The following is a 15107-nucleotide window of genomic DNA, read 5'->3' as shown; positions in this document are numbered from 1 at the left end:
CAGCAGTGAGTGCCGCTCTTGTCGGAATATTCCTAAAGAGCGGCGTTAGACAAACAATACTTGTAAGTTGATCCGGTTTAGTAGGCGTAACGCAACAGTGTGTGTGGCAGGTGGCGCAAAACGAAAAAACTGAACAGGGCCACCATCGATGGCAGGATCAACCACCAGATCCTGAACGGCATCGGGTCGAGTGACGTCTGCCGCTGGCTCAGCCATAACATCGCGGCGCAGACGCAACTGGCGAGCATGGCGCCAGCGAGGATATCGGTGGGCCAGTGCGCGCCCAGATAAACCCGCGACAAGGCGATCGACAGCGCCGGGATACAGGCAATCAGCAGCCAGGTCAGGCGCATGCGTGGCGGCTGTCCGCGACCGGCCAGCACGCCGAGTGTCAGGAACAGGGCAAACGCGCCGGATGCGTGGCCGCTGGGCATGCTGTAGGTGGTCAATGGATCACTGAGCACCTCTGGGCGTACCCGGGCGAAAAAGTATTTGGTTCCGGTGTTGGCCATCGCCGTGATGAGCATGGTGGAGCCGGCGAACATCGCGTGGCGCCATTGCTTGCACAGCAACAGCAGCACGACGAGCAGGGCGCTGAACAGCAGCATGTTGCGGAATTCGCCGATCAGGGTCAGCGTCACGGCGATTTCGTCCAGCGCTGGCTGGCGGTGCTCCTGCACCAGGGTCATCACGCCATTGTCGAGCGCGGTCAGGTACGGATAGCCGATGAACAGGCCGATCAGGATCAGCAGGCTCATGCTGCCGATCCAGATTGTCGCGCGACGATGACGACGCACACTGCTGTTGACGCTCAGGCCGACCATCACTGCCACGCTGGCGGCGACGATGCCGGCCTCGAGCCAGAAACCTTCGGGCAGAGGCAGGCGGAACGCAGCACCTGTGGCCCAGCCCGGCAGCAGATAGGCCAGGCTCCAGCCGGCGGCTGCGAGCAGGCTGACGGCGAAGAAACGCGGGAACGGCATGTCGCACATCCCCGCGACCATCGGCAGCATCGGCCGCAAAGGACCGATGAAACGCCCGACCAGCAGGCTGGCGATGCCATAGCGCTGGAAGTACGACTCGGCACCCGCCATCCATTCCGGGTGATGGCGCAGCCCGGGGAGGCGGCGGATGTTCTGGTGGAAATGGCGCCCGAGGAAATACGAAATCAGATCGCCGAGGATGCCGCCGAGAAAGCCCAGCAGCAGCGTCTCGCTCAATGACAGCGCGCCGCTGCCGGCCAGTACCGCCACGGCGAACAACAGCACCGTGCCCGGGACGATCAGCCCGGCAATCGCCAGACATTCCACGCACGCAACGATGAACACCGCTGCGGCCAGCCACTGTGGATTGGCGCCGAGCCATCCGGTGATGCTATCGAGCCATGGGCCCATAGAGAAAACTCCATCCAATCTTTAATTGATCGTTACGCGTTTGACTTCTGACCTGTGGGAGCGAGCCTGCTCGCGAATGCGGTGTGTCAGACGATAGAAGCGTTGGCTGGCACGACCCCTTCGCGAGCAGGCTCGCTCCCACAGGGGGACATCATCTATTTGCGGATTCGGCGTCAGCTCCGGGAAGCAGGCAATAATCCCGGCCTTCGACCTGACCCCGTCGCAGCGGGTTCCGCGTGCACCATTGGGCATACGCGGCGTCAACGAAGCGATACATCAAGTGTTCATCGCGGCCCAGCGGAATGCCCAGTCGGGTGGTCTGGATAATGTGTGTCGGCGGCGCCCCGGCGTCCTCGACCAGCAACAATTCATGATCGAAACGCTTGGCGTCCCACATCGGCACTTTCAAACCCAACGCCTTGCACAGCAATGTCTGCCCGGCGCAGAGCTTCTGCGTCGGACGCGGCCGGCCCTGAGCATCGGGGTTGTTCACCAGCATCTGCGCCAGACTCGCCGGGCCGCTGACTTCATCGACCCACGGATAGGCGGACTTGATCAAAACGGCATTGCCCGGCCCCTGGGCGCTGAAGTTCAGCGAATCACCGCCGCGGGCGTAGTACATATAGATGTGCCCGCCATCCAGAAACAAAGCCTTACGTTTTTCTGTATAGCCGAGGGAGGCGTGGCTGCCTTTTTCCGCGCAGTAATAAGCTTCGGTTTCGATGATCCGCGCACTCAGCCACAGATCGCCGACGCGGTGACGGATCACTTTGCCGAGCAGGGCCTGCGCCAGTACCTGGGCGTCGCGGTCGAAGAAACTGTCCGGCAGGCCCACGGGCAGGCGCGCGGACTCGGGGCATAGGGGCACGTTGGTCATGATGGGCAAGGTTTATCCAGGCTCAATGAGGTCGTGATGATAACAACGCTGAGCTTAATTACGTCTGAACGACGGGCAAACGCAGCTCATTTCGACCATCCGCCCGTCACCGCTGTTAGTCCCGGGACGCGACAGCTATAATCTGCCGCTTTCCTCTTTGCCAAGACCCCAGCAGACCATGACTGAGTCCGTTCTTGACTACATGACCCGATTGGGTCGCGCCGCCCGCGCTGCCTCCCGGGTCATCGGTCGCGCCAGCACCGCGCAGAAAAACCGCGCCTTGCAGGCTGCCGCCAATGCTCTGGACGCTGCGCGCGCCGAGCTTGCTGCCGCCAATGAGCAGGATCTGGCAGCCGGTCGCGCCAACGGTCTGGAACCGGCATTGCTCGAGCGTCTGGAACTGACCCCTGCACGCATCGACGGGATGATCGTCGGCTTGCGCCAGGTCGCAGCACTGGCGGATCCGGTCGGCGCGATCCGCGACATGAGCTTCCGTCCGTCGGGCATTCAGGTCGGCAAGATGCGTGTCCCGCTGGGCGTGATCGGGATCATCTACGAATCCCGCCCGAACGTGACCATCGATGCCGCCAGCCTGTGCCTGAAGTCCGGCAATGCGACCATCCTGCGCGGTGGCTCCGAGGCGATTCGTTCCAACCGGGCGATTGCCGCCTGCATCCAGCGCGGCCTGGCCGAGGCTGAATTGCCCGCCGCCGTGGTGCAAGTGGTGGAAACCACTGACCGCGCCGCCGTCGGTGCGATGATCAGCATGCCTGAATACGTCGACGTCATCGTTCCGCGTGGCGGGCGTGGCCTGATCGAGCGCATCAGCCGCGATGCCCGGGTACCGGTGATCAAGCATCTGGACGGCATCTGCCACGTTTACGTCAGCGCACACGCCGATCTGGCAAAAGCTCAACGCATCGCCTTCAACGCCAAGACTTACCGTTATGGCATCTGCGGCGCGATGGAGACCCTGCTGGTCGATCAGGCTGTTGCAAATGACTTTCTGCCAGCAATGGCCGCGCAGTTCCGCGAAAAAGGCGTCGAGCTGCGTGGTTGCGAGCGTACCCGGGCGATCATCGAGGCTGTAGCCGCCACCGAGGACGACTGGCACACCGAGTATCTGGCGCCGATCCTGTCGATCCGCGTGGTCGACGGCCTGGAGCAGGCGATCGAACACATCAACCATTACGGCTCCCATCACACCGACTCGATCGTCAGCGAAAACCTCGCCGACACCCGCCGGTTCGTGGCGGAAGTCGATTCGGCCTCGGTGATGATCAACACACCGACCTGCTTTGCCGATGGATTTGAATACGGATTGGGTGCCGAGATCGGCATTTCTACTGATAAGCTGCACGCCCGCGGCCCGGTGGGCCTCGAAGGGCTGACCTGCGAGAAGTACATCGTGGTCGGCGACGGCCAGTTGCGCGGCCAGGCGACGGTCTGACTTGACCGACTTCGACCTGACAGCGCCGCACACCGGCAGCGAGTCGCGCCCGCAACGCATTGGCGTACTGGGCGGTACGTTCGACCCGGTGCACATCGGCCATTTGCGTGGCGCGCTGGAAGTCGTCGAAGCGTTGGCGCTGGACGAGTTGCGCCTGATGCCGAACGCGCGGCCGCCACATCGCGGTACGCCGCAGGTGTCGGCGCAGGATCGGCTGGCGATGGTCGAGTGCGCGGTGGCCGGATTGCCGCCGCTGGTGGTGGACGCCCGCGAATTGCAGCGGGACAAACCGTCCTGGACCATCGATACCCTGGAGTCGCTGCGCGCAGAGATGCCCGCCGAGACCCAGGTTTTTCTGCTTTTGGGCTGGGACGCATTTTGCGGCCTGCCCACTTGGCACCGCTGGGAAGAGTTGCTCCAGCATTGCCACATCCTGGTGCTACAGCGCCCGGACGCCGACAGCGAACCGCCGGATGCCTTGCGCAACCTGCTGGCAGCGCGTTCGGTGAGCGACCCGCTGGCCCTGAAAGGGCCGAGCGGACAGATTGCATTCGTCTGGCAGACACCGCTCGCGGTTTCCGCCACCCAGATCCGTCAACTGCTGGCCAGCGGTAAGTCGGTACGTTTCCTGGTGCCCGACGCGGTCCTGGCCTACATCGATGCGCACGGTCTGTACCGTGCGTCGAACTGAACAAGGCGTGCTTCACCGATGCGGATTACCGTATCCCCAAGCCGCCGAATACATGAGCAAAACGAGTTTCATATGACTGATAAAGATCTACCGAAAGTAAAGCGCAAAGGCACGTTCAAGAGCGCACCACTGCCGGAAGCCGTCAACACCAACGAGCCGCTCAAGGGCGACGAACTGGTCAAGATTGCCGTCGCCGCGCTGGAAGACGTCAAGGCCCAGGACATCCAGATCATCGATGTGCGCGACAAGCAGAGCATCACTGACTACATGATCATCGCCACCGGTACCTCCAATCGCCAGATCAACGCGATGCTGGACAAGGTCCGCGAGGAAGTGAAAAAGCAGGGCGCCAAGCCGCTGGGCGAAGAAGGCAAGGGCGACAGCGACTGGGTGCTGCTCGACCTCGACCTGGTGATCGTGCACATGATGACCGCCTCGGCGCGTCAGTTCTACGACCTGGAGCGCCTGTGGGCCGGTGCCGAGCAAAGCCGTGCGGCCGATGCCAAGCACCATAGCCCGGAGAACACCCACGAGCATTTCACCAAGCTCAACAAAGACCAGTTCTAAGGGATTGCTGTGCGACTGCGCCTGATCGCCGTCGGTTCACGCATGCCCAAGTGGGTGGAAGAAGGCTGGCATGAATATGCCAAGCGTCTTCCGTTCGAGCTGGCGCTGGAACTGGTGGAAATTCCGCTCAACACCCGTGGCAAGAATGCCGACGTGGCCCGTTTCATCCGCCAGGAAGGCGAAGCCATGCTGGCCAAGGTCGGGCACAACGAGCGGATCGTCACGCTGGAGGTTCACGGCAAGCCCTGGAGCACCGAGCAACTGGCGGTCGAACTCGATCGCTGGCGCCTGGATTCGCGCACGGTCAACTTCATGGTCGGCGGCCCGGAAGGGCTGGCACCGGAAGTCTGTGCCCGCGCCGACCAGCGCTGGTCGTTATCGCCGCTGACCTTGCCGCACCCGTTGGTGCGGATTCTGATCGGCGAACAGTTGTACCGTGCCTGGACCGTGTTGTCCGGCCACCCTTACCACAAGTAAGCCTGCCCTCATGTCTCAGCCGATCCGCATCAAGGACCACGAAAAGGACGCCCGTCTGGTGCGCAGCCGTGTCGTGTTCGGTGCGATCGTGATCGTGTCGCTGATCTGTGTGCTGATCGCGCGCCTGTATTACCTGCAGGTGATCCAGTACGAGTACCACTCGACCCTGTCGGAAAACAACCGCGTCCACGTGCAGCCGATTCCGCCGACGCGCGGGCTGATTTTCGACCGCAACGGTGTGGTCGTGGCCGACAACCGGCCGAGCTTCAGCCTGAGCATGACCCGCGAGCGCTCCGGCGACTGGCAACAAGTGCTCGACGTCATCGTCGAGGTGCTGGAGCTGACGCCCGAGGACCGGGTGATCTTCGAGAAACGCATGCGTCAGGGGCGCCGGCCGTTCGAGCCGGTACCGATCCTGTTCGAGCTGACCGAAGAACAGATCGCCCGGATCGCGGTGAACCAGTTCCGCCTGCCCGGGGTGGAAGTGGTCGCGCAACTGGTCCGGCATTACCCGCAGGGCGCGCATTTTGCGCACTCGGTGGGCTACATGGGGCGGATCAACGAGAAAGAGCTGAAGTCGCTGGATCCGGTCAACTACAGCGGCACCCACCACATCGGCAAAACCGGCATCGAGCGTTTCTACGAGCCGGAATTGCACGGTCAGGTCGGTTACGAGGAAGTCGAGACCAACGCCCGTGGCCGCGTGTTGCGCGTGCTCAAGCGCACCGATCCGATTCCCGGCAAGGACATCGTCCTGAGCCTCGACATCAAATTGCAGGAAGCCGCCGAGGCCGCACTGGGCGGGCGACGTGGCGCGGTGGTAGCGCTCGATCCGAAAACCGGCGAGGTGCTGGCGATGGTCAGTCAGCCGAGTTTCGACCCGAACCTGTTCGTCACCGGCATCAGCTTCAAGGCCTACGCCGAGTTGCGCGATTCCATTGATCGGCCGCTGTTCAACCGTGTGCTGCGCGGCCTGTACCCGCCGGGCTCGACGATCAAACCGGCGGTGGCGATTGCCGGTCTCGACGCTGGCGTGGTCACGGCTTCCAGCCGAGTGTTCGACCCGGGCTATTACATGCTGCCCAACTACGATCACAAGTACCGCAACTGGAACCGCACCGGTGACGGCTTCGTCGACCTCGATACGGCGATCATGCGGTCCAACGACACCTACTTCTATGACCTGGCGCACAAGCTCGGCATCGATCGGCTGTCGACCTACATGAACAAGTTCGGCATCGGCCAGAAGGTTTCGCTGGACATGTTCGAAGAATCCCCGGGCCTGATGCCGTCTCGCGAATGGAAGCGGGCGACGCGCAAACAGGCGTGGTTCCCCGGCGAAACCCTGATTCTCGGGATCGGCCAGGGCTACATGCAGTCGACTCCGCTGCAACTGGCCCAGGCCACGGCGCTGGTGGCGAACAAGGGCATCTGGAATCGTCCGCACCTGGCCAGGTCCCTCGATGGGGTCAAACCCGTGGATGACAACCCGATGCCTAACATCGTCCTGCGCGACCCCTCCGACTGGAACAAGGTCAACCATGGCATGCAGCAGGTGATGCACGGGGCCCGTGGTACCGCGCGCAAAGCGGCGATCGGCGCGCAATACCGGATCGCCGGCAAGTCCGGTACCGCGCAGGTGGTGGCGATCAAGCAGGGCGAGAAATACGACCGCTCCAAGGTTCAGGAGCGCCACCGCGACCACGCCCTGTTCGTCGGCTTCGCCCCGGCCGATGACCCGAAAATTGTCGTCTCGGTGATGGTCGAGAACGGTGAGTCCGGCTCCGGCGTGGCCGCGCCCGTGGTACGTCAGGTGATGGATGCCTGGTTGCTCGACCAGGACGGCCATCTGAAAGCCGAGTACGCCAGCCCTATCACTGCGGAGGCCACGGCCCGTGATGAATAATTTTGATCGCATGCTCTCCAGCGAGGATGTGATGCGTCGCCGCGCGACGTTGCTGCAAAGACTGCATATCGATGGCCCGCTGTTGATCCTGTTGCTGATCCTCGCCGCCGGCAGTCTGTTCGTACTGTATTCGGCCAGCGGCAAGAGCTGGGATCTGCTCGGCAAGCAGGCGACGTCGTTCGGCATCGGCCTGGTGGCGATGATCGTCATCGCCCAGCTCGAGCCGCGATTCATGGCCCGCTGGGTGCCGCTCGGCTACGTGATCGGCGTGGTGTTGCTGATCGTCGTCGACATCATGGGCCACAACGCCATGGGCGCCACGCGCTGGATCAACATCCCCGGGGTGATCCGCTTCCAGCCCTCGGAATTCATGAAGATCCTGATGCCGGCGACCATCGCCTGGTATCTGTCCAAACGCACCTTGCCGCCGCAGCTCAAGCACGTCGGCATCAGCCTGATGCTGATTGGTGTGCCGTTCATTCTGATCGTGCGCCAGCCGGATCTCGGCACATCGCTGCTGATTCTGGCTGGTGGCGCCTTCGTCCTGTTCATGGGCGGCCTGCGCTGGCGCTGGATTCTCAGCGTGCTGGCGGCGGCGGTGCCGGTGTCGGTGGCGATGTGGTTCTTCGTCATGCACGACTATCAGAAGCAGCGGGTCCTGACCTTTCTCGACCCGGAAAGCGATCCGCTCGGCACCGGCTGGAACATCATTCAGTCGAAAGCCGCGATCGGTTCCGGCGGCGTATTCGGCAAAGGCTGGCTGCTCGGCACCCAGTCGCACCTCGATTTCCTTCCGGAAAGCCACACCGACTTCATCATTGCCGTGCTGGGCGAAGAGTTCGGTCTGGTGGGGATTTGTGCACTGCTGCTGATCTACTTGCTGTTGATCGGTCGCGGGCTGGTGATCACTGCCCAGGCGCAAACGCTGTTCGGCAAATTGCTCGCCGGCGCGTTGACCATGACTTTTTTTGTTTACGTTTTCGTCAACATCGGTATGGTCAGTGGCCTGTTGCCGGTCGTGGGGGTGCCGTTGCCGTTCATTAGCTACGGAGGAACTTCGCTGGTGACGCTGCTGTCAGCGTTTGGGGTTTTGATGTCGATCCATACCCATCGCAAGTGGATCGCACAGGTTTGAATAAGGTGAAGAGTGCAATGCAAGCAATGCGTGGCTGGGCGACTCGATGCGCGCCGCTGGTTGGCCTGATGGGCCTGCTGGGGAGCGTGCAGGAAGCGCTGGCCGGCGACTATGAAGGCTCGCCGCAGGTGGCCGAATTCGTCGGTGAAATGACCCGCGACTACGGTTTCGCCGGTGAACAACTGATGGGTGTGTTCCGCGAGGCGCAACGCAAGCAGTCGATTCTCGACGCCATCTCCAAACCCGCCGAACGGGTCAAGCAGTGGAACGAATATCGTCCGATGTTCATCACCGACGCGCGCATCGCCCGGGGTGTGGACTTCTGGCGTCAGCACGAGGCGACCCTGGCCCGCGCCGAGCAGGAATACGGCGTGCCGGCACAAGTCATCGTGTCGATCATCGGCGTCGAGACCTTTTTCGGACGTAATACCGGCAATTTCCGGGTGATCGATGCGTTGTCGACCCTCGGCTTCGACTATCCTCCCCGTGCCGAATTTTTCCGCAAGGAACTGCGTGAGTTCCTCCTGCTGGCCCGCGAAGAGCAGGTCGATCCGCTGACCCTGAAAGGCTCGTACGCCGGGGCCATGGGCCTGCCGCAGTTCATGCCGAGCAGCTTTCGCGCCTACGCAGTGGATTTCGACGGTGACGGCCACATCAATATCTGGAACAACCCGGACGATGCGATCGGTAGCGTCGCCAGCTATTTCAAGCGCCATGGCTGGGTCGCCGGGGAGCCAGTGGTCAGCCGCGCCGATGTGCGCGGCGAGCAGGTCGATGAAGGCCTGACCACCGGTATCGAGCCAGTGAAATCGGTCGCAGAGTTGCGGGCGCTGGGCTGGTCAAGTCATGATGCGCTGCGCGATGATATGCCGGTTACCGCATTTCGCCTCGAAGGCGACAACGGCCCTGAATACTGGATGGGCCTGCAGAATTTCTACGCGATCACGCGTTATAACCGCAGCGTGATGTACGCCATGGCCGTACATCAACTGTCTGAACAGCTGGTACAAGCACGGGGCGTCAAGTAATGCAGGCATTGCCTAACAATAAACCCCTGAAGCTGGTGGCTTTCGCTGCGTTGGCAGTCCTGGTCGCCAGTTGCACGACCAGCCGCACGCCGACACAGAAAACCCCGTCCACCGCGGTCCGCGCCCAACCGGGCCTGGACATCAACCGCGCGCACAAAGACGGCGCGCCGTGGTGGGACGTCGATGTCTCGCGCATCCCCGATGCGACACCGACCCTGCACACCGGCCCGTACAAGGCCAACCCTTACACGGTGTTGGGCAAGACCTATTTCCCGCTGCAGGAATCCAAGACCTACGTGGCCTCGGGCACGGCGTCCTGGTACGGCACCAAGTTCCACGGTCAGAACACCGCCAACGGCGAAGTGTATGACCTGTACGGCATGAGCGCCGCGCACAAGACCTTGCCACTGCCAAGTTACGTTCGGGTGACCAACCTGGACAACCACAAGACCGTGATCCTGCGCGTCAACGACCGTGGGCCGTTCTACTCCGATCGCATCATCGACTTGTCCTACGCGGCGGCGAAAAAACTCGGCTATGCCGAAACCGGCACCGCACGGGTCAAGGTCGAAGGCATCGATCCGCAGCAATGGTGGGCGGCCAAGGGCCGTCCGGCGCCGCTGATGCTCAACGAGCCGCAAGTGGCGCAGAATAGCGCCCCGGTGATCACCGCTTCGGCCGGTACTGTCGAGCAGTGGACGCCACCGCCGCAGCAGCACGCGGCGGCCGTGGTGCCCGTGCAGATCGATGCAAAAAAAAACGCTTCTGCACCAGCGTCTGGCCAGTATCTGCAGGTGGGCGCGTTCGCCAACCCGGACGCTGCCGAACTGCTGAGGTCGAAGCTCAGCGGGATGGTGAGCGCGCCGGTGTTCATCAGCTCGATCGTGCGCAATCAGCAGACCCTGCACCGGGTACGCCTGGGGCCGATCGGCTCGCCGGGTGAAATCGCCCAGGTGCAGAACAGTGTGCGGTTGGCCAATCTGGGTTCGCCCAGCGTGGTCACCGAGTAATACGTAGACCTTGATTGACGGTTCACTTGCGGTATTCGGGGGGTGAACCAGGTTGTTGGCTCGTCGAAGAACAAAAGCCCGGCAAGGGTGACTGGAGTGAGCAACTGAACACGCGATGGCCCGTTAGAAGGCTGTCTGAATAAGTTTTGCCTTCGGGCAAGTTTCCATTAGCGATTTCGAGAGACGGATGAACATCACCACCTTTGCCAAACGCCTGTGTCTGCTAGTCCCGCTGCTCCTCTCGCCAGCCGCTTTCGCGGCCGAGATGATGCCGTCGCCACCACAACTGGCCGCCAAGGCCTATGTTCTGATGGATGCCAGCAGCGGCAACGTGCTGGTCGAAAACAACGGCGACCAGCGTCTGCCACCGGCCAGCCTGACCAAGCTGATGACCGCGTACATCGCGACCCTGGAAATCCGTCGCGGCCAGATCGGTGAAAACGACCCGGTGACCGTCAGCGAAAACGCCTGGCGCACCGGCGGTTCGCGGATGTTCATCAAGGTCGGCTCGCAGGTGACTGTCAGCGACCTGCTGCACGGCATCATCATCCAGTCCGGTAACGACGCCAGCGTCGCCCTGGCCGAGCACATCGCCGGCAGCGAAGACGCATTCGCCGACCTGATGAACAAGACCGTCACCGAACTGGGCATGACCAATACCCACTTCATGAACCCGACCGGTCTGCCGAACCCTGAGCACTACTCGTCGGCCCACGATATGGCGATCCTGGCCCGCGCGATCATCCACGAAGACCCGGCTCACTACGCGATCTACTCGCAGAAGGAGTTCTTCTGGAACGGCATCAAGCAGCCTAACCGCAACCTGCTGCTGTGGCGCGACAAGACCGTTGACGGTCTGAAAACCGGCCACACCGACGAAGCCGGCTACTGCATGGTGTCCTCGGCGGTACGTGACGGCCAGCGCCTGATCGCCGTGGTGTTCGGCACCAACAGCGAAGTGGCCCGCGCCGCAGAAACCCAGAAGCTGCTGACCTACGGTTTCCGCTTCTTCGAAACCCAGACCTTCTATCAGAAGGGTACTGAACTGGCGCAGGCGCCGGTGTGGAAAGGCACCACCAGCCAGGTCAAGGCCGGCCTGGCACAAGACCTGACCATGACCCTGCCGAAAGGCCAGCTGAAGAAGCTCGCTGCCAGCATGACCATGAACCCGCAACTGGTTGCGCCAATCGCCAAGGGCGACGTGATCGGTAAAGTCGAAGTCAAACTGGAAGACAAGGTGGTGCACAGCGCCGACCTGATCGCTCTGGATGGCGTCGAGGAGGGTGGTATCTTCCGCCGCATGTGGGATAGCATCCGTCTATTCTTCTACGGCTTGTTCAACTGATTCAGTGTTGACCTGCATGGCCCCGCTCCGATCCGGTGCGGGGCCATGTGCGTTACCACGGCTTAAGAGGCCGTTACGCCATGACCGATACCGAAGTAAAGGCGCCAAAGATCGAATTTCCGCAGACTGATTATCCGATCAAGGTGATCAGTGACACGGGTGTTGGCAACAAGGACAAGATCATCGCGATCGTCCTGAAACACGCGACCATCAATGATGAGCGCATCGACGAGCGTCAAAGCAGCAACGGCAAATACACCACGATCCAGTTGCACATCGTCGCCACCCATCAGGATCAGCTGTACAACATCAACAGCGAACTGCGGGCGACCGGCTTCGTGCATATGGTGCTGTGATGCACGGCACGCTGGGCTTTCGCGAGCTGGGCCAGATGGCTTACGAGCCGGTCTGGCATGCCATGCAACGCTTTACCAACGAACGCGGTCATGCTGCCGCCGACGAAATCTGGCTCGTCGAACACCCGCCGGTGTTCACCCAGGGCCAGGCCGGCAAGGCTGAACACCTGTTGCTGCCGGGAGATATTCCGGTGGTGCAGGTCGATCGTGGCGGCCAAGTGACTTATCATGGCCCCGGGCAACTGGTGGCTTATCTGTTGCTGGATGTGCGCAAGCTGGGTTTCGGCGTGCGTGATCTGGTCAGCCGCATGGAAGCCTGCCTGATCGAACTGCTGGCCAGCTACGGCGTCACCGCTGCGGCCAAGCCAGATGCTCCCGGCGTGTATGTCGATGGAGCGAAAATCGCTTCTCTGGGTTTGCGCATTCGCCACGGTTGTTCCTTTCATGGCCTGGCCCTGAACGTGGATATGAACCTGGAACCGTTTCGACGGATTAATCCCTGCGGCTACGCCGGGCTGGCCATGACCCAGCTGAGCGATCACGCAGGATCGATTGAATTTGCCGAGGTAAGTGCCCGGCTGCGCGCGCAGCTCGTCAAACACCTCGACTATGCTGAGCAGACGACCCTCACGGGCGGAATCGACTGATATGACTACTGATGCAGTGCAAACCATGATCCCGACGCTCGACGTGACCGAGCGCCCGGCCCCGCGTCCCAAGGTTGAAGCCGGCGTCAAGCTGCGCGGCGCCGAGAAGGTTGCACGCATCCCGGTCAAGATCATCCCGACCACCGAACTGCCGAAGAAACCCGACTGGATTCGCGTGCGCATCCCGGTTTCGCCGGAAGTCGACCGCATCAAGAGCCTGCTGCGCAAGCACAAGCTGCACAGCGTCTGCGAAGAAGCCTCCTGCCCGAACCTCGGCGAATGCTTCTCCGGCGGCACCGCGACCTTCATGATCATGGGCGACATCTGCACCCGTCGCTGCCCGTTCTGCGACGTTGGCCACGGCCGTCCGAAGCCACTGGACGTCAACGAGCCGGAAAGCCTGGCCATCGCCATCGCCGACCTCAAGCTCAAATACGTGGTGATCACTTCGGTGGACCGCGATGACCTGCGTGACGGCGGTGCCCAGCACTTTGCCGACTGCATTCGCGAAATCCGCAAACTGTCGCCGAACGTGCAGCTCGAGACCCTGGTCCCGGACTACCGTGGCCGCATGGACATCGCGCTGGAAATCACCGCCGCCGAGCCGCCGGATGTGTTCAACCACAACCTGGAAACCGTGCCGCGCCTGTACAAGGCTGCGCGCCCGGGTTCGGATTACCAGTGGTCGCTGACGCTGCTGCAGCGCTTCAAGCAGATGATGCCGCACATTCCGACCAAGTCCGGCCTGATGCTGGGCCTGGGCGAGACCGACGAGGAAGTCATCGAAGTCATGAAGCGCATGCGCGAACACGACATCGACATGCTGACTCTCGGCCAGTACCTGCAACCGTCGCGCAGCCACTTGCCGGTGCAGCGTTTCGTGCACCCGGACACCTTCGCCTGGTTCGCCGAAGAAGGTTACAAGATGGGCTTCAAGAACGTTGCATCGGGCCCGCTGGTACGTTCCTCGTACCACGCCGACGAGCAGGCGAAGCTGGTCAAGGCCGAGCTGCTGGGTTCCTGATTCAGCGCCGAGGAAAAATGCCCGCCGAGGTCTGATAGCCCGGCGGGCATTTTTTTGCCCGACTTACATTCGCTGCTGATTTTTCCTTCAATGCACGGCGTGGCTGATCCTCTTCTGTTTGTTCACGTTCCTGACTAATGTGTGAGCATCAATTCACAGGGAGATCCAAGGATGACCGTTCGACCGACCCATACACTCTGCCCGCACAAAGCCGTGCCCGCACTGCCCTCGGAAGGGCTGATCGGCGTCATTGCGCCTGCCGGCCCGGGTGCTCTGGACACCGATAAGGCGCTGCAATGGATGCGCGCACGCGGCTATGGGCTGAAGGTGTTTCCCGGCGTCTACGAGAAGGACGGCTATCTGGCCGGCAGTGATGACGTGCGTCTGCGCGATCTGCACGCGGCGTTCGCTGATCCCGACGTCGACGCGATCATTTGCCTGCGCGGCGGCTACGGCACGCCGCGTCTGCTCGACCGAATCGATTACGGCCTCCTGAGCCGTCACGCCAAACCCTTTGTCGGCTACAGCGATATCACCGCGCTGCATCTGGCCATCAGTCGCTACGCCGGATTCGTGACCTTTCACGGGCCGTTGCTCAATGCCGACCTGCTGGGCGACAAGGAGCCGCCGACCGTCACCTCGTTCTTCGCCATGCTCCGCGGGCAAATGAAGATGGGCAGTGTGTTGAGCCATCCGGCGGCTTATCCGCTATCAACCGTCGAGCCGGGCGTTGCCCACGGGCGTTTGCTGGGAGGCAATCTGGCGATGATCGCCGCGACCCTCGGCACGCCTTACGAGATCGATGTCGACGGCGCAGTCCTGTTCATCGAAGACATCAACGAGCCGCTGTATCGTATCGACCGGCTGCTGACCCAGATGCGTCTGGCTGGCAAGTTGGCCAGGCTGCGCGGTGTGCTGGTCGGTGATATCGCCGGGGTCGATGTCGAGGCGCTGAATCGCTTGCTCAAGCAGACGTTTGAGCCGTTGCGGATCCCAGTGTTGTCGGGCTGGCGCAGTGGCCATTGTGATCCGAACCTGACGCTGCCGTTGGGCGCGCTGGTGCGGCTGGATGCGGGGAAGCAGGAGTTGATGCTGGAGCAGGATGTGGTCATCCGATAATTCGGGTGAGGCTCAAAAGATCGCAGCCTTCGGCAGCTCCTACATGGATTGACGAGCATCCTGGAGGAGCTGCCGAAGGCT

General features: G+C 62.0%; 15 protein-coding genes. 13 read left to right on the top strand and 2 right to left on the bottom strand.

Annotation, left to right across the window (positions count from 1 at the left end):
* Positions 1-77: 77 nt before the first annotated feature.
* On the bottom strand, positions 78-1394 hold the full coding sequence (locus DCO47_RS14200) for a bifunctional DedA family/phosphatase PAP2 family protein (protein WP_116658308.1): 1317 nt from the start codon (positions 1392-1394) through the stop codon (positions 78-80).
* Between the two features lie 151 nt (positions 1395-1545).
* Entirely contained in the window at positions 1546-2271 is a 726-nt protein-coding gene (locus DCO47_RS14190; RefSeq protein ID WP_065615615.1) for a DNA-3-methyladenine glycosylase, read from the bottom strand.
* Between the two features lie 178 nt (positions 2272-2449).
* Between DCO47_RS14190 and DCO47_RS14185 the strand changes: the two genes are divergently transcribed.
* The 13 genes from DCO47_RS14185 (at position 2450) to DCO47_RS14125 (ending at position 15026) form a co-directional block, all read left to right on the top strand.
* Positions 2450-3721, top strand: coding sequence for a glutamate-5-semialdehyde dehydrogenase (locus DCO47_RS14185; RefSeq protein WP_116658307.1), 1272 nt, complete (start codon positions 2450-2452; stop codon positions 3719-3721).
* Between the two features lies 1 nt (position 3722).
* Positions 3723-4412, top strand: a complete 690-nt coding sequence (nadD, locus tag DCO47_RS14180; RefSeq protein WP_065615616.1) for a nicotinate-nucleotide adenylyltransferase — start codon at positions 3723-3725, stop codon at positions 4410-4412.
* Positions 4413-4484: 72 nt separating this feature from the next.
* On the top strand, positions 4485-4979 hold the full coding sequence (gene rsfS / locus DCO47_RS14175; protein ID WP_016773024.1) for a ribosome silencing factor: 495 nt from the start codon (positions 4485-4487) through the stop codon (positions 4977-4979).
* A gap of 9 nt (positions 4980-4988) precedes the next feature.
* Positions 4989-5456 (top strand): 23S rRNA (pseudouridine(1915)-N(3))-methyltransferase RlmH, encoded by a 468-nt coding sequence (gene rlmH / locus DCO47_RS14170; protein ID WP_116658306.1) that lies wholly within the window; start codon positions 4989-4991, stop codon positions 5454-5456.
* Between the two features lie 10 nt (positions 5457-5466).
* Positions 5467-7362, top strand: a complete 1896-nt coding sequence (gene mrdA, locus DCO47_RS14165) for a penicillin-binding protein 2 (RefSeq protein ID WP_042610582.1) — start codon at positions 5467-5469, stop codon at positions 7360-7362.
* Positions 7363-7393: 31 nt separating this feature from the next.
* Entirely contained in the window at positions 7394-8497 is a 1104-nt protein-coding gene (rodA, locus tag DCO47_RS14160) for a rod shape-determining protein RodA (RefSeq protein ID WP_042610663.1), read from the top strand.
* A 17-nt stretch (positions 8498-8514) separates the two neighbouring features.
* A complete protein-coding gene (gene mltB, locus DCO47_RS14155; RefSeq protein ID WP_065615617.1) occupies positions 8515-9525 on the top strand; it encodes a lytic murein transglycosylase B in 1011 nt (336 codons plus the stop codon).
* Positions 9525-10535: a septal ring lytic transglycosylase RlpA family protein gene (locus DCO47_RS14150; RefSeq protein WP_065615618.1), complete on the top strand. Its 1011-nt coding sequence runs from the start codon at positions 9525-9527 to the stop codon at positions 10533-10535. Before mltB ends, DCO47_RS14150 begins: the two co-directional genes overlap by 1 nt.
* A gap of 187 nt (positions 10536-10722) precedes the next feature.
* Entirely contained in the window at positions 10723-11880 is a 1158-nt protein-coding gene (locus tag DCO47_RS14145) for a D-alanyl-D-alanine carboxypeptidase family protein (RefSeq protein WP_016773028.1), read from the top strand.
* An 80-nt stretch (positions 11881-11960) separates the two neighbouring features.
* Positions 11961-12236, top strand: coding sequence for a DUF493 domain-containing protein (locus tag DCO47_RS14140; protein WP_116658305.1), 276 nt, complete (start codon positions 11961-11963; stop codon positions 12234-12236).
* The gene (gene lipB, locus DCO47_RS14135) at positions 12236-12883 is read left to right on the top strand and encodes a lipoyl(octanoyl) transferase LipB (protein ID WP_116658304.1); all 648 of its coding nucleotides are present in this window, start codon (positions 12236-12238) and stop codon (positions 12881-12883) included. The genes DCO47_RS14140 and lipB overlap by 1 nt, the downstream gene beginning before the upstream one ends.
* A 25-nt stretch (positions 12884-12908) precedes the next feature.
* The gene (gene lipA, locus DCO47_RS14130; protein ID WP_160768663.1) at positions 12909-13907 is read left to right on the top strand and encodes a lipoyl synthase; all 999 of its coding nucleotides are present in this window, start codon (positions 12909-12911) and stop codon (positions 13905-13907) included.
* 171 nt (positions 13908-14078) lie between these two features.
* Positions 14079-15026: an LD-carboxypeptidase gene (locus tag DCO47_RS14125; protein ID WP_116658303.1), complete on the top strand. Its 948-nt coding sequence runs from the start codon at positions 14079-14081 to the stop codon at positions 15024-15026.
* Positions 15027-15107: the final 81 nt, after the last annotated feature.

It is taken from the genome of Pseudomonas sp. NDM (assembly GCF_003105095.1).
Taxonomy (GTDB): domain Bacteria; phylum Pseudomonadota; class Gammaproteobacteria; order Pseudomonadales; family Pseudomonadaceae; genus Aquipseudomonas; species Aquipseudomonas moraviensis_A.
The sequence above is the reverse complement of the archived record's forward strand: the minus strand, read 5'-3'. Positions and strand labels throughout refer to the sequence as shown.